Source organism: Pseudomonas sp. NPDC087185, from assembly GCF_044744955.1.
GTDB lineage: Bacteria > Pseudomonadota > Gammaproteobacteria > Pseudomonadales > Pseudomonadaceae > Aquipseudomonas.
In genome coordinates this window covers 282,744-300,261 of sequence record NZ_JBIUZK010000001.1, presented here as the reverse complement: position 1 = coordinate 300,261, position 17,518 = coordinate 282,744, and the positions used below count along the sequence as shown (strand labels likewise).

General features: G+C 63.4%; 16 protein-coding genes. 8 read left to right on the top strand and 8 right to left on the bottom strand.

From position 1 onward, the window contains the following. Window positions 1–75: 75 nt before the first annotated feature. Complete coding sequence (locus ACIPIJ_RS01320) at window positions 76–1,437, top strand: DEAD/DEAH box helicase (RefSeq protein ID WP_401071980.1); 1,362 nt, start codon at window positions 76–78, stop codon at window positions 1,435–1,437. A 58-nt stretch (window positions 1,438–1,495) separates the two neighbouring features. Here the strand turns inward: ACIPIJ_RS01320 and ACIPIJ_RS01315 are convergent, their stop codons facing one another. Next, window positions 1,496–1,768 (bottom strand): hypothetical protein, encoded by a 273-nt coding sequence (locus ACIPIJ_RS01315; RefSeq protein ID WP_401071978.1) that lies wholly within the window; start codon window positions 1,766–1,768, stop codon window positions 1,496–1,498. Window positions 1,769–1,770: 2 nt separating this feature from the next. Then, a complete protein-coding gene (locus ACIPIJ_RS01310) occupies window positions 1,771–1,992 on the bottom strand; it encodes a hypothetical protein (RefSeq protein WP_401071976.1) in 222 nt (73 codons plus the stop codon). 71 nt (window positions 1,993–2,063) lie between these two features. On the opposite strand from ACIPIJ_RS01310, the gene ACIPIJ_RS01305 reads away from it, so the two are divergent. After that, window positions 2,064–2,459, top strand: coding sequence for a transcriptional regulator (locus ACIPIJ_RS01305; RefSeq protein WP_401071974.1), 396 nt, complete (start codon window positions 2,064–2,066; stop codon window positions 2,457–2,459). A gap of 106 nt (window positions 2,460–2,565) precedes the next feature. Continuing rightward, a complete protein-coding gene (locus ACIPIJ_RS01300) occupies window positions 2,566–3,492 on the top strand; it encodes a DMT family transporter (protein WP_401071972.1) in 927 nt (308 codons plus the stop codon). A 129-nt stretch (window positions 3,493–3,621) separates the two neighbouring features. Here the strand turns inward: ACIPIJ_RS01300 and ACIPIJ_RS01295 are convergent, their stop codons facing one another. Further along, window positions 3,622–4,791 (bottom strand): MFS transporter, encoded by a 1,170-nt coding sequence (locus ACIPIJ_RS01295; RefSeq protein ID WP_401071970.1) that lies wholly within the window; start codon window positions 4,789–4,791, stop codon window positions 3,622–3,624. A gap of 106 nt (window positions 4,792–4,897) precedes the next feature. Between ACIPIJ_RS01295 and ACIPIJ_RS01290 the strand changes: the two genes are divergently transcribed. Beyond that, window positions 4,898–5,791 carry a LysR substrate-binding domain-containing protein gene (locus tag ACIPIJ_RS01290; protein WP_401071968.1) on the top strand — a complete coding sequence of 298 codons (894 nt, stop codon included), beginning with the start codon at window positions 4,898–4,900 and terminating at the stop codon, window positions 5,789–5,791. 123 nt (window positions 5,792–5,914) lie between these two features. After that, window positions 5,915–6,043, top strand: coding sequence for a PA1414 family protein (locus ACIPIJ_RS01285; RefSeq protein WP_008090807.1), 129 nt, complete (start codon window positions 5,915–5,917; stop codon window positions 6,041–6,043). A gap of 107 nt (window positions 6,044–6,150) precedes the next feature. Here ACIPIJ_RS01285 and ACIPIJ_RS01280 read toward each other — a convergent pair whose 3' ends face one another. Together ACIPIJ_RS01280 and speB are read right to left on the bottom strand one after the other, a co-directional pair. Then, window positions 6,151–7,530 carry a sodium:solute symporter gene (locus tag ACIPIJ_RS01280; protein WP_401071966.1) on the bottom strand — a complete coding sequence of 460 codons (1,380 nt, stop codon included), beginning with the start codon at window positions 7,528–7,530 and terminating at the stop codon, window positions 6,151–6,153. A 142-nt stretch (window positions 7,531–7,672) separates the two neighbouring features. Then, window positions 7,673–8,623: an agmatinase gene (gene speB, locus ACIPIJ_RS01275; RefSeq protein WP_008090804.1), complete on the bottom strand. Its 951-nt coding sequence runs from the start codon at window positions 8,621–8,623 to the stop codon at window positions 7,673–7,675. Window positions 8,624–8,848: 225 nt separating this feature from the next. Here speB and ACIPIJ_RS01270 point away from each other — a divergent pair, with 225 nt between their 5' ends. The 3 genes from ACIPIJ_RS01270 to ACIPIJ_RS01260 all read left to right on the top strand — a co-directional run bounded on the left by ACIPIJ_RS01270 (window position 8,849) and on the right by ACIPIJ_RS01260 (window position 12,122). After that, complete coding sequence (locus ACIPIJ_RS01270) at window positions 8,849–9,742, top strand: LysR family transcriptional regulator (protein WP_401071964.1); 894 nt, start codon at window positions 8,849–8,851, stop codon at window positions 9,740–9,742. Between the two features lie 139 nt (window positions 9,743–9,881). Beyond that, window positions 9,882–11,447 carry a methyl-accepting chemotaxis protein gene (locus ACIPIJ_RS01265; RefSeq protein ID WP_401071962.1) on the top strand — a complete coding sequence of 522 codons (1,566 nt, stop codon included), beginning with the start codon at window positions 9,882–9,884 and terminating at the stop codon, window positions 11,445–11,447. 75 nt (window positions 11,448–11,522) lie between these two features. Further along, window positions 11,523–12,122: a tRNA-uridine aminocarboxypropyltransferase gene (locus ACIPIJ_RS01260; RefSeq protein ID WP_401071960.1), complete on the top strand. Its 600-nt coding sequence runs from the start codon at window positions 11,523–11,525 to the stop codon at window positions 12,120–12,122. A 23-nt stretch (window positions 12,123–12,145) separates the two neighbouring features. Here the strand turns inward: ACIPIJ_RS01260 and ACIPIJ_RS01255 are convergent, their stop codons facing one another. From ACIPIJ_RS01255 to ACIPIJ_RS01245, 3 genes are all read right to left on the bottom strand, one after another. After that, a complete protein-coding gene (locus tag ACIPIJ_RS01255; RefSeq protein WP_401071958.1) occupies window positions 12,146–13,501 on the bottom strand; it encodes an HlyD family type I secretion periplasmic adaptor subunit in 1,356 nt (451 codons plus the stop codon). A gap of 9 nt (window positions 13,502–13,510) precedes the next feature. Next, a complete protein-coding gene (locus ACIPIJ_RS01250) occupies window positions 13,511–15,646 on the bottom strand; it encodes a type I secretion system permease/ATPase (protein ID WP_401073389.1) in 2,136 nt (711 codons plus the stop codon). Window positions 15,647–15,722: 76 nt separating this feature from the next. Further along, window positions 15,723–17,096 carry a TolC family outer membrane protein gene (locus ACIPIJ_RS01245; RefSeq protein ID WP_401071956.1) on the bottom strand — a complete coding sequence of 458 codons (1,374 nt, stop codon included), beginning with the start codon at window positions 17,094–17,096 and terminating at the stop codon, window positions 15,723–15,725. Window positions 17,097–17,518 lie beyond the last annotated feature (422 nt).

Here is a 17,518-nt window from a genome sequence, read left to right as displayed (position 1 = left end):
GAAGGCCCATTAGAGCGCGGATGGCGACAAAGTTGCCAAAAGAAATTCGGCTCCGGCTGCAGAAAACGTTACCCTATGCAACTGAATTTCCCGCACTTGCCTGAGGTTACCTCCGTGTTCTCCCAATTCGCCCTGCATGAACGCCTGCTTAAAGCCGTGGCCGAGCTTAAATTCGTCGAGCCGACCCCGGTGCAGGCCGCGGCCATCCCCCTGGCCCTGCAAGGGCGTGACCTGCGCGTGACCGCGCAGACCGGCAGCGGCAAGACCGCGGCCTTCGTCCTGCCGCTGCTCAACCGCCTGGTCGACCTGAAGGGCGGGCGTGTCGAGATTCGCGCGCTGATCCTGCTGCCGACCCGCGAGCTGGCCCAGCAGACCCTCAAGCAAGTGCAGCTGTTCTCGCAGTTCACCTACATCAAGGCGGGCCTGGTCACCGGTGGTGAAGACTTCAAGGAGCAGGCCGCCATGCTGCGCAAGGTGCCGGACGTGCTGATCGGCACCCCGGGCCGCCTGCTCGAACAGCTCAATGCCGGCAACCTCGACCTGTCCCACGTGCAGGTGATGATCCTCGACGAAGCCGACCGCATGCTCGACATGGGCTTTGCCGAAGACATGGAGCGCCTGTGCAAGGAGTGCGAGAACCGCGAGCAGACTCTGCTGTTCTCCGCCACCACCGGTGGCGCGGCCCTGCGCGACATCATCGGCAAGGTGCTGAATGACCCCGAGCACCTGATGCTCAACAGTGTCTCGCAGCTGGCCGAAGGCACCCGCCAACAGGTCATCACCGCTGACCACGACCAGCACAAAGAAGCGATCGTGCAGTGGCTGCTGGCCAACGAAACCTTCGACAAGGCGATCATCTTCACCAACACCCGCGTGCTCGCCGACCGCATCTACGGCCACCTGGTGGCCAAGGACGTGAAAGCGTTCGTGCTGCACGGCGAAAAGGACCAGAAAGACCGCAAGCTGGCCATCGAGCGCTTCAAGCAAGGCAGCTCGAAGGTGCTGGTGGCCACCGACGTCGCGGCCCGTGGCCTGGACATCGACGGCCTGGACCTGGTGATCAACTTCGACATGCCGCGCAGCGGCGATGAGTATGTACACCGTATCGGCCGTACCGGCCGTGCCGGCGGCGAAGGCTTGGCGATCTCGCTGATCACCCACAATGACTGGAACCTGATGTCCAGCATCGAACGCTACCTCAAGCAGCAGTTCGAGCGCCGTGTGATCAAGGAAGTGAAGGGCACTTACAACGGGCCGAAGAAGGTCAAGGCATCGGGCAAGGCTGCCGGCACCAAGAAGAAAAAGACCGAGAAGAAGACCGGCGACAAGAAAGCCGCCGCCAAGCGCAAGCCTACTGCCAAGCCGAGGGCCAATGCGCCGCTGACCAGCTCCGATGGCCTGGCGCCGTTGAAAAAGCGCAAACCGGCGGCCGAGTAATCAGCCCTACCGGCCTCTTCGCGGGCTTGTGCCGCGAAGAGGCCAGCAAAAATATTCACTATTCAGCCTTTTTCTCTGCCACCTTCAGCTCCTTGATCCGCTTGTCGATCAGCTGACACTTGTCGGGCAAGTCCTTGCTCGCCGTCCCCAGCTCCATACCCTGGAGCTCATCATTGATCTCTTTGGCCTTCTGCGGGTTCTGTTCGGTCAGCTGGCTAACCAACCCAGCCAATTCTTCACGTTTCTGGGTCGCTTCTTCCGGCGTGCAGGCCCAGGCGGGCAGGGCGCAGAACAAGGCGGTCGCACAGGCGATGCGCAGCAGCGGTTTCATCCTTATATACCTCTGGCATGGGTCATGATTGATGGAGATAGCGCCGAGCCTGGAAGTTCAGCGATTGTGACCGGCGGACCCAGCAAGCCGATCTGCGTGTCCCGGCGAGGCAGGCGTTTGTTGTCCTGACCCGGTTCAAGGGCCAGGATGGGACTGATCAGAGACGGATCAATCAGCTGTTGCGTCAATACATGCACGCTCAGCAACGCCAGCGCTGAGATCATTTTGAACGCTCCCTAACGCCCACCGGTCCCAACCTGTGTACTCCATGCGTCCACAGCAAGAGGCCAGAACCATGACCACTACTTACGACTGGGACCTGATCGAGCGTTTGCTGCACGAGGTGCAGAACGGCGCCGGTCATAGCTTCACGCCACGCCCCTACGCCGAGCAGCATGCTGCGGCGATGGCCGCAGAGGGCCAGCCAGTGGGGGATGTCGATCATCTCAAAACCCGCGCCTGCGAATACGAGAAGCTGTTGTTCGAGCGCGGCTTCATCGAGAGTCGGCCGTCGGAGGATGGCGGCAATGGCGAGAATTTCGTGCTCACCGAGCGGGGTTCGCGGCTGTTGAGCCTGATCGACAGCAGCATCCCGGGCTTCGAGCACCCCCGCCAGGTGCTCGACGACCAGGAAGATGCGCTGGACGAAACCACTTTTGAGCATGTGTCTGCAAAAGCGCAGATCGCTTGAGGTCGTTTTGAGGCTGGCAAGGTCGGCCTGGGAAACCCGATAATCGGTGTTCTATTGAACACTGCCGAGCCTTGCCCATGCCATCGATCACCCAGGAGGGCCGCCCATGAGCGCGGCCCGCAAGAACCCCGACGCCTTTGCCTTCCAGGTGATGCTGGGGCTGTGCCTAATCTGGGGTTGCCAACAGGTATTGATCAAGAGTGCCGCCGTGGATATCGCCCCGGTGATGCAGGCGGCGCTGCGTAATTGCCTGGCTGCCGTGCTGGTGGGTTTGTTGATCTGTTGGCGTGGCGGCTGGGGGCAGGTGGGCAGCACTTGGCGCGGCGGGCTACTGGCGGGTGGCTTGTTTGGCCTCGAGTTCCTGTTCATCGCCGAGGGGTTGAAGCTGACCTCAGCGGCGCACATGTCGGTGTTCCTCTATACCGCACCGGTATTCACCGCGCTTGGGCTGCACGTCATGTTGCCCAGTGAACGACTGCGCTTGCTGCAATGGTTGGGTATCCTGCTGGCGTTTGGCGGGATCGCCACGGCGTTTGCCGGCGGGATGTCGTTTGAAGAGATGGACGGCCGCATGCTCCTGGGCGATGCCCTGGGCGTTCTGGCGGGGCTTGCCTGGGGCGCGACCACGGTGGTGGTGCGTGGCTCGCGCTTGTCCGAGGCGCCGGCGACGTTGACCTTGTTCTATCAGCTGGCAGTGGGCTTTGTCGGGTTGCTGCTGATCGCCTTGCTCAGCGGGCAGATCGGTAAAGTGACATGGACGCCGTTGGCGATCGGCAGTGTGCTGTTCCAGGGCATCGTGGTGTCGTTTGTCAGCTACCTGACGTGGTTCTGGTTGCTGCGCAAGTACCTGGCCTCGAACCTGGCGGTGTTTTCGTTCATTACCCCGTTGTTCGGGGTAACCTTTGGTGTGCTGCTGCTGGATGAACCGCTGAGCATGAATTTTGTGCTGGGAGCTGTGATGGTTTTGCTCGGGGTGGTGCTGGTCAGTGCGGAACCTTGGGTGAAGCAACACCTGCGCAAGTTTGTGGGATAGGCGTTACCGTTACTGGCCCTTCGCCGGGAAGCCGGCTCCCACAGGTACAGCACAGCATTCAAGTCCTGCGCAGCACAGGTGGGAGCCGGCTTGCCGGCGATAGGGCCGGTACTGTTCAGCCTTGATTCATCAGGCAACCCGCCCTGCAATTTGGCAGCTCTGGTGGTTCCGGGTGCCGGTCAGCACCAACACCCCCGCCAGCCCCAACCCAGCAGCAGCCAGTACCAGCGCCGGCTGCAGGCTTCCGCTGTAGTGGTTGCTCAACGCTGCCAGCAACGGCCCACTCAATTGCCCCAGCGCAAAGCACGCAGTCAGCAGCCCGGCATTGCGCTGCGTGGCATGTGGCGCCAGCTCCCGCGAGCGTTGCATCACCAGCTGCATGCAAGCCAGGAACGGCGTACCGCAGAGCACTACGCCCAAGGCGAGGCCAAGGCCACCACCCATCAGGCAGGCCAGCACGCCAAGGCCTTGCAGCCACAAGGTCACGGTCAGCCAGGCCGAAGTGCGGCCGGCGCGTCGCACACTTACCAGCACCACACCCAGCGCTGCCGCCACACCAAACGCTGGCCAGAACAGGTCGGCCATCCAGTTGCCCTGGAACTGTTGGTTGGCCATTTGCGACAGGAACGTGGCTGGCAGGATGTAACCCACACCATACAAGGCATACACCAGGCCAAGGCGGCCAATACCAACGCTGCGCGTTGCCCCCTGCGGCGCCGTGCCAGGCACTGCAGCGGGTTCCAAGGCGCGCGGCAGCCAAGGACGCACCGCCAGCAACATCACGAACGCCGCAACGGCATATACCAGCCACAGCCCCCCCGAGCTCAGCCCCATCAGGTGCGCACCCAACGCCAGCAGACCGGTGAGTGCAATGCCCAGGCCGGGGCCTGCGAACACCAAGGCGCCCAGGCGCTGACGGTTGTGTGCGTTGGCCAGCTGCTGGCTGAGGCTGGTGATCATCACCAGCACCCACGCACTGGCCACGCCGGTGCCGAAGCGCAGCAGCAGGTGGCTCCAAAAGCCATCCGCGGCCCATGAGGCCAGGGTCAGCACGACGCAAAGCCACAGGCCGCCATGCAGGCGCAGCCTGACCTGGGCCGGCTTGCGGGCGAACATGGCGTCCGCCGCACCCAGGAAGTAACCCAGGTAGTTGGCAGCCGCGACCAGGCCGGCGACCGTCAGGTCGAACTGGCCTTCGGCAATCAGCTGCGGCAGCTGCGGTGTGAGGGCGAAGCGGCCTATCCCCATGGCCATCATCAGGGCCACGGCGCTGGCCAGCAGTTGTACGAAGGGCGACATAGGGACTCTCCTGCACGGCTGTAAACGATGGGTGGTAGGTTAGGGCGCTTTTACTTTCAATAAAATTGAATAATGATGATCAAGTTGTTCTGTTTTGGAGAATCTCATGGAGTTCAGCCAACTGCGCATTTTCCAGGCCGTCGCTGAAGAGGGTTCGATCACGCGTGCCGCCGAGCGCTTGCATCGGGTGCCGTCCAACCTGTCCACGCGCCTGCGCCAGCTCGAAGATCAGCTGGGCGTCGAACTGTTCCTGCGCGAGCGCCAGCGCCTGCAGTTGTCGCCTGCCGGCAAGGTACTGCTGGATTACGCCAACCGGCTGGCGGCGCTGCGTGATGAAGCCATGGCGGCGGTGCAGGGTGGCCAGCCGGCCGGTGATTTTGTGCTGGGCACCATGTACAGCACCGCCGCGATCCACTTGCCGGCGTTGCTGGCGCGTTACCACCAGGCGTATCCGGCGGTGAATATCCAGGTGCAGGCAGCCCCCAGTGGCGAGCTGCTCGAAGGGTTACTCAGCCACCGCCTGGATGCCGCCCTGGTGGACGGCCCGCCGAGCCTTGCCGGGCTGGATGGCGTGCCCCTGTGCGAAGAGGAACTGGTGCTCGTCACCAGCCCCGAACACCCAACGGTGCACAACGCCAGGGACGTCGCAGGCAAGGCCGTGTTCACCTTCCGCCAGGGCTGCTCCTACCGCATGCGCCTGGAAGCCTGGTATGCCCATGCGCACACGCCGATGGGGCGGGTGATGGAGATCGAGTCGTACCAGAGCATGCTGGCCTGCGTGATTGCCGGTGCCGGTGTGGCGCTCATGGCGCAATCGATGCTCGACAGCCTGCCTGGGCGTGACCGGGTGCGGGCGCATCGGCTGCAGGCGCCGTTCGATCAAGCCGTTACCTGGCTGATGTGGCGGCAGGGGATGCGCGGGGCGAATTTGCAGGCGTGGGTTGACTTGCAACAAAGCGAAACGATTAACCAGTCGTCGGAATGGGGCGTTTCCGCTTGATCCGAGTCAAACTCGCCCATATCTCAACGTACAAGAGCATGCGTAAGATGGGACATCGGACTATGATCTGTATGAAACATCGCAGGATTGATGACCGTGAGGCTGACCCGTCAAGGGGGCACTATGAAAAACCAAATGTTCAACTGGCTCCACGACTTGGCTGTCGCCTTGGGGCTGATCCCACCACCCTTGCAGCCGGTGCCGATCCCGACTGATGAAGAGCAGCGCCGGCGCCAGCCGCGTCGCCGCTGAAAACCCAAAGGCCGCTGCATCAGTGATGATGCTGCGGCCTTTTTGATTCTTCGGGTTTTTTGTGTTGCCTTTACCGGCGAGTGGGGCCGGTAAGGGCAACCTTTGGGTCACGCCAGCTTGGCGACACCCACTGTCTTGCTCGACAGCAGGCTGACCAGCACAAAGCTCACCAGCCCAACCGCCAGGCTGTAGTAGATCGGCGTATTGGCATCCAGCCCATCCTTGAACATGAACAGCAGCGCGGTGGCAAAGCCCAGTGACATGCTGGCGATAGCCCCTGCGGTGGTCGCACGCTTCCAGAAAATCGCCCCGATCAGCGGCACCAGCATGCCACCGACCAGCAGGTTGTAGGCCAAGGTCAGGGCGCTGATCACATCATTCACTGCCAGGGCGATGCCCAACACCACCAAGCCAGTGAGCAGGGTGAACAAGCGGCTGACGCCCAGGCTCGACTGCTTGCCGCCACGCAACTTGGGCAGCAGGTCTTCGGTGATGGTGGTGGACGCGGCCAGCAGGCCGGCACTGGCGGTCGACATCATCGCCGCCAGCGCAGCAGCCATCAGCAGGCCACGGATACCATCAGGCAACTGGCTCTTGATCATCTCGGCGAACGCGTTGTTCGGGTTGGCCAGGTCAGGCATCAGCACGTGCGCGGCCATGCCGATCAGGGCACAGGCCAGGCCGTACAGCACGCAGTACACACCGGCGGTGGTACCGGCGCGCTGGCAGACCTTCTCGTCACGGGCGGTGAACACTCGCTGCCAGATGTCCTGGCCAATCAGGATGCCGAAGAAGTAGATCAGGAAGTAGGTGATGATGGTGTCCCAGCCAATGGTGGTCCAGCTGAAGCTGGCCGCCGGCAGCTTGGCGACCAAAGTGTCCCAGCCGCCCGCGTTGTACAGGCACACCGGCAGCAGGATGAACATCAGGCCCACCGTCTTGATCACGAACTGTACGATGTCGGTGAGGGTCAGCGACCACATGCCGCCGATGGTCGAATACACCACCACCACACCGCCGCCGAGCAGCAGCGACATCCAGAACGGCAAGTCGAGCAGCACCTGCAGCACTGTCGCCATGGCAAGGGTCGAGGTAACACCGATCATCAGTGCGTATGCCAGCATGATTGCGGCACTGGCCTGGCGGGCCATGGGGTTGTAGCGACGCTCCAGCACCTGGGTCACGGTGAAGATCTTCAGGCGCAGCAGGGGTTTGGCGAGGAACAGGTTCAGGGCGATGATGCCCAGGCCCAGGGCTGCGCACAGCCAGAAGCCGGAGATGCCGTGGACGTAACCCAGGCGCACGGTGCCGACGGTAGAGGCACCGCCCAGCACGGTGGTGGCCATGGTGCCCATGTACAGTGTGGGGCCCAGGTTGCGCCCAGCCACCAGGTAGTCTTCGTGGGTTTTCGCACGCCGCATGCCATACCAGCCCAGCCCGAGCATGCCGGCGGTATAGATCATTACAACAATGATGTCCAAGGCCATTGGGGTTCTCCCGATTATCTTTATTATGGCGAGATCGACCGCGCAGGCGTGTTCACGGCGCCCGGCGGTCTTGTCTTGTGTTGGCGGGCCTCAGTGGCCCTCCCTCATGGCTCCTGCCGGGGTTCAGCGGTATCTGCGGGTATCAGCGACGCACGACGCCCGGCAGTACGCAAAGCATCTCGAACAGCAGGTTGGCACCGAGCAGCGAGGTGTTGCCGGTGGTGTCGTAAGGCGGGGAGACTTCAACCAGGTCACAGCCGATCAGGTCCAGGCCGTGGCAGCCGCGAATGATCTCCATCGCCTGGATGGTGGTCAAGCCGCCGATTTCCGGGGTGCCGGTGCCTGGGGCCCAGGCCGGGTCGATACCGTCGATGTCGAACGACAGGTACACCGGGCCGCCGCCGACTTTTTCGCGCACTTCGGCCATCAGCGGTTCCAGCGATTTGTGCCAGCACTCTTCGGCCTGCACTACACGAAAGCCCTGGCGGCGGCTCCAGTTGAAATCGTCGGCGGTGTAGCCCTGGGCGCGCAGGCCGATCTGCACCACGCGGTCGCAATCGAGCAGGCCTTCTTCCACGGCACGGCGGAAGGTGGTGCCGTGGGCGATTTTCTCGCCGAACATGTGGTCGTTGACGTCGGCGTGGGCATCGATGTGCACCAGGCCAATCTTGCCGTGCTTTTTGTGCAAGGCACGCAGGATCGGCAGGGTGATGGTGTGGTCGCCACCCAGGGTCATCGGGATGACATTGTGCTCGACGATCTCGTCGTAGGCTTCTTCGATGATGCGCACGGCATCGAGCAGGTTGAAGGTGTTGATCGCCACGTCGCCGATGTCGGCCACCGACAGCGAGTCGAACGGGGCGGCACCGGTGGCCATGTTGTACGGGCGGATCATTACCGATTCGGCGCGGATCTGGCGTGGGCCGAAGCGGGTGCCGGAGCGCAGCGAGGTGCCGATGTCCAGGGGCACGCCGATGAACGCGGCGTCCAGGCCTTGGGCGCTTTGCAGGTGGGGCAGGCGAAGCATGGTGGCGATGCCGCCGAAACGCGGCATTTCGTTGCCGCCCAGTGGTTGATGGAGAACTTTGTCCACGGTGGGCCTCATCAGTCGGTCGATTGTTTTGTTTGTTCGAACCTGTGCCGCCGCGCGCCTTTGAGTGGGGTCATGCCGGCGGGCAGGGACATTTCGGCCAAGTCTGCTGGAAGGTAGTGCGTGAGAAAAATCGCTACCGGCAAATACTTACTTCAGGATTTTCTAAACTGAAGGCCGCCGGAGCGGTTAGACTGCGCGCCAACGACACTGCGGAACCGTTGCACCATGGCCTCGACCTTGCCCGACCTGAAACTGCTGCGCATCTTCATCAGTGTGGTGCGCCACCAGGGCTTCGCCAACGCCCAGCGCGAGCTCAACCTGTCGACCTCGGCCATCAGTACCTACATGAGCCAGCTCGAAGGCGCCCTGGGCATCGTGCTGTGCCACCGTGGGCGCGGCGGTTTCAGCCTGACCAGCAAAGGCGAATTGTTCCACCAGGAGACCTTGCGCCTGCTGGCCGAACTGGATGGCTTCGAGCAATACGCCGCCGCGCTCAAGGGCGAGCTGCGCGGCACGCTCAACCTTGGCGTGATCGATTCCACCGTCGGCGACCGCGCGCTGCCCCTGGCCGAGGCCATCGGCGCCTACAGCCAGGAGCACCCGGCGGTGCACCTGCACTTGTCGGTGTCCAGCCCTTATGAGCTGCAGTTGGGTGTGCAGGACAATCGCCTGGACTTGGCCATCGGGGCATTTTCCTCGCGCATGAGTGGCTTGCTCTACCAGCCGCTGTACCGCGAGCAGCACTGGCTGTACTGCAGCAGCCGCCACCCGTTGTACGCCGAACGGCGTATCCCCGAGCCGGTGGTGACCCAGCAGCGCATGGTCGGGCGCGGCTATTGGAGCCAGTCGGAGTTGGCCCGGCATGGCTTCAAACACAGCGCGGCGACGGTCGAAAGCATGGAGGCGCAGCTGATTCTGATCTTGTCTGGCGCCTACATTGGCTACCTGCCTGAGCACTATGCCCAAGCCTGGGTCGACAAAGGCGATTTGCGCGTGCTATCGCCAGCGACCTTCGGCTATCAGGCGCCATTCTCGCTGATCATCCGCCGTGGCCGGAGCCGCGAACCCTTGATTCAGACCTTCCGCGATTTGCTCAAGAGCCAGCTCAACACCGGCTGATGCACACGTTGTTTCGGTCATTCCGTCGGGATAAGTAAATTTCCTGCAAAACCTGACCGCTGTGCCTTTTGCGCTCTGCTAAACCTCTACTTGCTTTGATGATTTTCCCTTTCATCTATACAAGCAAGGATCGCCCAAGATGCGCATGAATTTGCCCGTCACTGAGCACGAAAGAACGTTTTCCGGCGACCAGCGCCTGATCTCCACCACGGACCTCAACAGCCGCATCACCTACTGCAACGACGCCTTCGTGGCGATCAGTGGGTTCACCTACGACGAACTGGTCGGCCAGACCCACAACCTGGTGCGTCACCCCGACATGCCGCCAGCGGTATTCGGCCATATGTGGGACACCATCAAGCAAGGCAAGCCCTGGATGGGCGTGGTGAAGAACCGCGCCAAGAACGGTGACTTCTATTGGGTGAGTGCTTACGTCACGGCGATTTACGAGAACGGCCGCATCAGCGGTTACGAGTCTGTGCGTTCTGTGCCGAGCCGCGAGCAGATCCGCCGCGCCGAAGCGCTGTATGCGCGCTTGCGTGCCGGCCGCTCGGCCGTGCCCGTGGTGGTGCAGCTGGGGCATCGCCTGGGCCATGGCTGGCCGCTGATCGGTGCCGGCTTGCTGTCGGCGGCCGGCTACCTGTGGCTGCCGCCCTATGCGGCGCTGGGCGTCTTGATGGCCAGCCTGCTGGTGGCCTGGTACTTCATCGAGCAGCAGCAGAACCGGGCCATCCGCCGCACCCTGGCCGAACACCCCAAGGCTTTCACCAGCCCGCTGGTGGCTCTGACCTACAGTGACAACCCGGGCCTTCACGGCCAGCTGGACCTTGCGATCATCAGCGAAGAGGCGCGCCTGCAAACCGCACTGACCCGCCTGGTGGATGCCGGTGTCGGGGTCAAGTCGCGGGCGGCGCAATCGGCTGACCTGTCCGATGCCCAGGCGCAGATGCTCGACCGCCAGCGCAGCGAGACCGACCAATCGGCCACGGCCATCGCGCAGATGGCCGCGACCATCCAGGAGGTGACGCACAACGTGCAGAGCACCGCGCACGCCGCAGGCGATGCCGACCAACTGGCCCAGCAGGGCAGCGAGCTGGCGCAACAGAGCCTTCGGGCAATGGGCAGCATGAGCGAGGCGGTCAGCGACATCGGCCAGGCAGTCAATGCCTTGGCCGAGCAGACTCAGTCGATCGGCAGTGTGGTCGACACCATCACCTCGATTGCCGAACAGACCAACCTGCTGGCGCTTAACGCGGCGATCGAGGCGGCGCGCGCGGGCGAGCAGGGCAGGGGCTTTGCGGTGGTCGCCGATGAGGTGCGCTCGCTGGCCCAGCGCACGCGTTCATCGACCGATGAGATCCACCATATCATCGCCTCCCTGCGGGCAGGGGCAGAGCGGGCGGTGAGCACGGCCAACCGCGGCGAGCAGATCTCGCGGGACAGCGTGCACAGCGTCGAGGCCGTGCAGTCGGCGCTGGCCGGGATTGCCCAGGCGGTCAGCCGCATCACCGGCATGAGCCAGCAGATGGCGACGGCTTCGGAGCAGCAGAGCCATGTGGCCGAGGACATCAACCAGCAGATCGTGCGCATCGCCCAGCTGTGCGACCAGACGGCGGGGCAGGCCAAGCAGGGGGCGGAAATCAGCCAGGACCTGGAACGCATGGCCGAGTATCTGCATAGCCTGGCGGAACGTTTCAACCGCTGACCTTTAGTCTCTCCCACAAGGATGTGGGGCTTTTCCGCAGGGCTGTGGCACACTGCGCCCGGTAAGGAGAAGCCGATGTCCAGACCCCGCTGCGAGCGCTGCCAGCGCCCGCCCGATCACTGCCTTTGCCCACTGATCCCCTCGCTTGCCAGCCGCACCCGTGTGGTCCTGCTGCAGCACCCCAGTGAAACCTCGCATGCCCTCAATACCGCCCGCCTGGCCGCCTTTGGCCTGGTCAATGCCGAATTGCGCATTGGCGAGGTATTCGATGATCTCGGTGAGTTGCTGGAAGCACCGGGGTATCGCCCCGTGTTGCTGTTCCCGGGCGATGACGCCCAGGTGCTGACGGCCTATGGCGAAGCGGACGACACGCCGTTGCTGTTGATCGTCCCCGACGGCACCTGGCGCAAGGCACGCAAGCTGCTGTACCTCAACCCGCTGCTCGACGCGCTGCCGCGAGTGACACTGGCGCAGGTCGCGCCCTCACGCTATCGCCTGCGCAAGGCCCCGGAGCCGGGGGCGGTGTCGACCATCGAGGCAGTGGTGCAGGCGTTGAACGTGCTGGAGCCGCCGGCGTGTTTCGATGAGTTGCTGCGGCCGTTCGAGGCGTTGATCGAGGGGCAGATCAGGGCCATGGGGGTTGAGACGTTCGAGCGTAATCATGGTAAAGGCTGAGACTGGCTTTTGCGTGTACCGGGCTACCGCTCCCGCAACGCCTCGGTCCTGGCTTTCAACACCGGCTTTAGCAGGTAATCCAGCACACTCTTCTGCCCGGTGATGATATCCACCGTGGCCACCATCCCGGGGATGATCAGCAGCGGTTTGTTATCCCCACCCAGGTGGTTCTTCTCGGTGCGCACCTGGATCAGGTAGAACGCATTGCCTTTTTCATCCGTCACGGTATCGGCACTGATCAGCTCAAGCTTGGCCTTCAACCCACCATAGATGGTGTAGTCATAGGCACTGAACTTGACCATCGCCGGCTGCCCTGGGTGCAGGAAGGCGACATCCTGCGGCCGCACCTTGGCCTCGATCAGCAAGTTGTCTTCGATTGGCACGATTTCCACCAGGTCGCTGCCTGGCTGCACCACACCGCCAATGGTGTTGACCTTCAGCAGCTTGACGATGCCGCGCACCGGCGACACCACGGTAGTGCGGTTGACTCGGTCGTCGATGGCGATGCTGGTGGCGGTGATCTTCGACAGCTCGGTGCGTTTGTCGTTGAGTTCCTTGGCCGCATCCGAGCGGAAGCTTGCGTCGGACTCCTGGATCTTGCTGCGGATCTCAGCCACGGCCGCCTCGGCGCGGGGGATGGCCAGGCTGGTGGCGTTGAGCTGACCACGGGCTTCGACCGTGCGTTGCTTGAGGCGCAGGATTTCCACCGGCGAAATGGCACCCTTGCTCACCAGTGGCGCCGACATGTCCAGCTCCTGCTGCAACAGGCCTACTGCCGAGCGGTACTGGTCGACCTTGGAGCGAAACTCGGCCAGCTCCTGGGTCTTCTGCCGCAGTTGTTCGTTGAGGGTCTGCTTTTCACTGGCCAGCCGGCGTTGGCGCGAGTCGTACAGCGAGAGCTCGTCGTTAGCCACCTGCGGCGCCTTGGCGCGCACTTCGTCGGACAACACGAACGGCCGCCCTTCAGCTTCGGCTGACAGGCGCTCGACTTGGGCGGTCAGGGCATAGCGATCGGCCTCGCTTTCGCCTTTGTTGGACTTGAACCGCGTGTCGTCCAGGCGCAGCAGGGTGGCGCCTTTGTCGACCATCTGGCCTTCGCGCACGAAGATCTCGGTGACGATACCGCCTTCAAGGTTCTGCACCACCTGCACCTTGCTTGACGGGATCGCCTTGCCTTCGCCGACGGTCACTTCGTCGAGCACCGCCAGGCTGGCCCAGGCCAAGGCTACCAACAGCAACGCCGCCGCCAGCCACACGGTCAGGCGTGACAGGCGCGGTGAATCCTGCAAGGTGGCGCTGGCCAGCTCCGGCATGTAGTCGCGCTCGGTGCGCTTGTCGGAGCCGCTGTGGGTGCTGCGCACGCTGTGGCCAATGGGCATGGAAACCTCCTAGAGCGCTGCGCCGATGCGGCCTTTGCGCAGGGCGTCGATGACCGCATCCTTCGGCCCGTCGGCAAGGATCTTGCCGTTGTCCAGTACCAGCAGCCGGTCCACCAGGCTCAACATCGAGGTGCGGTGGGTGACCAGCAGCAAGGTCTTGCCCGGCACCCAGCCGAGCAGGCGCTGGCGCAGTTGTTCCTCGCTGCTGTTGTCCATGTGGCTGGTGGGTTCGTCGAGGATCAGGATCGGCGGCTCCAGCAGCAGCGCGCGGGCCAGCAGCACGGCCTGGCGCTGGCCGCCGGACAGCAACTGGCCACGCTCGCCCACCGGCCGGTCGAAACCCTGCGGGTGCTGCCGGGCCAGTTCGCTGACGCCGGTCAGTTCGGCCACTTCGAGCATGCGCGCATCACTGATATGGCGGGCACCGAGGGTTAGGTTGTCACGCAGACTGCCGGCCAGCAGTGGCAGGTCGTGGGCGACGTAGCCGAGCTGGCTGCGCAGGTCGGCGATGTCCAGTTGGCGCAGGTCGAGGTTGTCCAGCAGCACTTGGCCGTCGTCCGGGTGATGGAAACCCATCAGCAGTCGGCCCAGGGTGCTCTTGCCCGAGCCGCTGCGGCCGATGATGCCGATGCGCTCGCCGGGTTTGATCGTCACGCTCACGTCCTGCAGGGCCGGGCTGGTCTGCGCCGGGTAGCGGAAGCAGACATGGCTGAGGCTCAGGCCGCCCTTGAGGGGGGTGTGCTCCAGCGCCTGCTGTTCGGGCTGGCGCTCTTGCGGCAGGGCCATCAGCGCATCGGTGCTGCGCATGGTCAGCTGCGCCTGCTGGTAACGGGTGATCAGCCCGGCGATCTGGCCGAGCGGCGCCAGCACACGGCTGCCGAGCATGTAGCTGGCGACCAGGGCACCGACGCTGAGGTTGCCGGCAATGATGCTGTACACCCCGGCGACGATGGTGGCCATGCCGCAGAATTGCTGGATGAACAGCGTGCCGTTGCTGGCCAGCGACGACAGGTTACGGGCGTGGGCGTCGAGGCGGGCCATGGCGCCGTTGGTGTGTTCCCACTGGTACTGGCGCTCGCTTTCGGCACCGCAGGCCTTGAGGGTTTCCAGGCCGCCGAGGGTTTCGATCAGCAAGGCCTGGCGCACCGCGCCGAGGCTGAGGCTTTTTTGCACGGTGTCGCGCAGGCGTGCCTGGATGATCAGCGCAAAACCCACCGCCAGCGGGAAGGCGATCAGCGGGATCAGTACCAGCCAGCCACCGAGCAGGCCGATCACCAGCAGCATCAGGGCAACGAAGGGCAGGTCGATGATGCTGGTCAGGGTGACGGCGGTGAGAAATTCGCGCAGGCCCTGAAAGTCATGGATGCTTTGGGCGAAGCCGCCAATGCTGGCGGGCTTGGCCTTCATGGCCATGCCGGTGATGCGTTCGAACAAGGTGGCGGAGAGGATCAGGTCGGTCTTCTTGCCAGCCTGGTCCAACAGGTGCGCGCGGACCATGCGCAGCACCAGCTCGAAGGCGGTGCCGATGAACAGGCCGGCGACCAGCACCCACAAGGTCGACAGCGCCTGGTTGGGCACCACGCGGTCGTAGGTCTGCATGACGAACAGCGGCACCATCAGCCCCAGCAGGTTGATCAGCAGGCTGGCCAGCAGCGCGTCGCCGTACAACCAGCGGGAATGGCGCAGGGTGTCGCGGAACCAGGCTTCTACCCGTGGCAGCAGCGGTGAACGCACTTCTTCCAGGGTGTGCCGCGGCCGGGCGAACAGGGCGTGGCCGCTGTAGGCCTGTTGCAGCGCCTCGCGCTCGACCCACTGTTCGCCGCCTTGCGCTTCGCAGGGCAGGATCAGCGCTTGGCCATCGTCGCCCCAGCGCTGCAGCACGGCACTGCGCCCGTCATTGAGCAACAGCAGCACCGGCAGATTCAGGGGTGAAATGGCGTCCAGCTCACGCTGCAGTACGCGCCCCTGCAAACCGGCGCGCGCCGCGGCCCGTGGCAGCAGGTCCGGTCCCAGGCGCTGTTGCAGCAAGGGCAGGCCGCTGCTCAGGCTGGCACGGCTGGCCGGCCGGCCATGCAGGCGACAGAGGATCAGCAGGCCATCGAGCAGCGGGTCATCGACATCGGGGCGCGGTTGCGCGCTTTGCATACTGGTCACGATGGACTACTCCCGCCTCGGTGGATGGGGGTGATGCTTGGCGATCCGTGCCTGCTGCGGCTTTGAGCTAGCGCATGTCGGGCAGCTTCGCCTGGTTACGGACCTCACTTTGTGCAATGGCTTCCGGTGGCAGCGAGATGCGCTGCTTGCTCAGCAGCTCACCCATGGTCGCCAGCACCCGGTACATCGAGAACTCCTCGGTGTAGCGCACTTCGGTGTAGCGCCGGTTGGCGTTGTACAGCTCGTTTTCGCTGTCGAGCACGTCGAGCAGGGTGCGCTGGCCGAGGCCGAACTGGTCCTGGTAGGCGGCGCGCACGCGCTGGGTGGTTTCGGCGTATTCGCGGGCGGTCGGGGTTTGCTTGCGCGCGTTGTTCATGGCGTTCCAGGCCAGGCTGAGGTTCTCGGTCAGTTCGCGCAGCGCGTTGTTGCGGATGTCCATGGCCTGGTTGATCTTGTGCGCGTCGGACTGCAGGCGGGCCTTGTCGCTGCCGCCGCGGAACAGGTTGTAGCTGAGCTCGACGCCGGCCTGCCAGTCGTTGTTGCTGTGGCCTTTCTCGCCGCCGAGGTTGTTGTTGGCGCCGGTGGCCAGCACCGCGTCCAGGCGCGGGTAGAAGGGCGACTTGGCCACTTCGTACTGCTGCTCGGCGGCATTGACGTCGGCCTGGGCCGATTTCAGGTAAGGGTTGTTTTCCAGCATGCCCTGGCGCGCCAGGTCGAGGCCGGTGGGCACTTCGCCCTTGATCGTGACCGGGGTGTCGAGCTCGTCGGGCATGCGCCCGACCACGCTGTAGAAGTTGGCCTCGGCATCGGCCAGGTCGACCTCGGCAGTGTCCAGGTTGTTTTCCGCCAGCGCGCGACGGGCGCGGGACTGGTCGAGGTCGGCGGTGCTGCCCACGCCTCGCTCACTGCGCAGGCCGATCTGGTCGTTAACCCGCAGGTGGGCCTGCAGGTTGTTCTTGGCCAGCGATACCAGCTCACGGCGCTTGAGCACTTCGAGGTACACCTCGATGGCGCGCAGGGCCACGGTTTCGGCGGTGGCCTGGGTGTAGTAGGCGCGCGAATTGGCCACGGCCTGGGTACGGCCGACTTCGTTGGGGGTGTTGAAGCCGTCGAACAGCATCTGCCGCAGGCGCAGCTCCGACTGGGTGTAGTTGAGGGTTTCCTTGTTGTGGTTGGTGCTGCCGTCGGCATTCAGGCCACGGGTGTTGAGGTTGTCCGAGCGCTGGCGGCCGTAGCCGGCCACCAGGTCGACCGTCGGGTAGTACCCACCGCGCGCGAACTTCACATCCTCGTCGGCCGACAGCCGGCTGTTACGGCTGGCGCTGATCTCCGGATGTTGGTCCACGGCGTTCTGGACAGCCTCGTTGAGCGACATCGCCTGAACGTTGGCGCACGCCATGGCCAACAGAATTGCACTGGTGATGGGGTTGAAAACGCGCATGGGGTACTTCTCCCTGGTCTCAAAATGGTCTTGCTATTCGCCAATAAAATGACGATTTTTATAGTAGAAATCGTTTCATGTTTGTAACAACAGAGCTAAGAACATTTAACGCGCGAGCTAAGAAGATTTTTTCATAAGCCCTATGCGAAAAAAAACTTATGCGGTCTATCGAAAGCAAGACATTGTTTCATTCAGGCGATTTCGGAAGCCGCTTGAGCCTGCGAGTTTCCGGCGTCGTGAAGAGTTCCAGATTTTTTCCAGCTAAGGACGCAAGACGGTTAGGTGAAAGCGGAATTTGGCGACAAAAATTTGGCATCTTAGGATGGCAAACTTACATTACGACTATCGCCAAAGTAGTGATCCGAGAGAGCGATTCTCACCGTTGAGACACTCGAACTCGAAGCCGTTGACCCCACCCGCCA

Excerpts from the sequence above, each read along its gene's own strand:
- ACIPIJ_RS01320 (WP_401071980.1), top strand. The coding sequence starts at position 76 with ATGCAACTGAATTTCCCGCACTTGCCTGAGGTTACCTCCGTGTTCTCC.
- ACIPIJ_RS01315 (WP_401071978.1), bottom strand. The coding sequence starts at position 1,768 with ATGAAACCGCTGCTGCGCATCGCCTGTGCGACCGCCTTGTTCTGCGCC.
- ACIPIJ_RS01310 (WP_401071976.1), bottom strand. The coding sequence starts at position 1,992 with ATGATCTCAGCGCTGGCGTTGCTGAGCGTGCATGTATTGACGCAACAG.
- ACIPIJ_RS01305 (WP_401071974.1), top strand. The coding sequence starts at position 2,064 with ATGACCACTACTTACGACTGGGACCTGATCGAGCGTTTGCTGCACGAG.
- ACIPIJ_RS01300 (WP_401071972.1), top strand. The coding sequence starts at position 2,566 with ATGAGCGCGGCCCGCAAGAACCCCGACGCCTTTGCCTTCCAGGTGATG.
- ACIPIJ_RS01295 (WP_401071970.1), bottom strand. The coding sequence starts at position 4,791 with ATGTCGCCCTTCGTACAACTGCTGGCCAGCGCCGTGGCCCTGATGATG.
- ACIPIJ_RS01290 (WP_401071968.1), top strand. The coding sequence starts at position 4,898 with ATGGAGTTCAGCCAACTGCGCATTTTCCAGGCCGTCGCTGAAGAGGGT.
- ACIPIJ_RS01285 (WP_008090807.1), top strand. The coding sequence starts at position 5,915 with ATGAAAAACCAAATGTTCAACTGGCTCCACGACTTGGCTGTCGCCTTG.
- ACIPIJ_RS01280 (WP_401071966.1), bottom strand. The coding sequence starts at position 7,530 with ATGGCCTTGGACATCATTGTTGTAATGATCTATACCGCCGGCATGCTC.
- ACIPIJ_RS01270 (WP_401071964.1), top strand. The coding sequence starts at position 8,849 with ATGGCCTCGACCTTGCCCGACCTGAAACTGCTGCGCATCTTCATCAGT.
- ACIPIJ_RS01265 (WP_401071962.1), top strand. The coding sequence starts at position 9,882 with ATGCGCATGAATTTGCCCGTCACTGAGCACGAAAGAACGTTTTCCGGC.
- ACIPIJ_RS01260 (WP_401071960.1), top strand. The coding sequence starts at position 11,523 with ATGTCCAGACCCCGCTGCGAGCGCTGCCAGCGCCCGCCCGATCACTGC.
- ACIPIJ_RS01255 (WP_401071958.1), bottom strand. The coding sequence starts at position 13,501 with ATGCCCATTGGCCACAGCGTGCGCAGCACCCACAGCGGCTCCGACAAG.
- ACIPIJ_RS01250 (WP_401073389.1), bottom strand. The coding sequence starts at position 15,646 with ATGCAAAGCGCGCAACCGCGCCCCGATGTCGATGACCCGCTGCTCGAT.
- ACIPIJ_RS01245 (WP_401071956.1), bottom strand. The coding sequence starts at position 17,096 with ATGCGCGTTTTCAACCCCATCACCAGTGCAATTCTGTTGGCCATGGCG.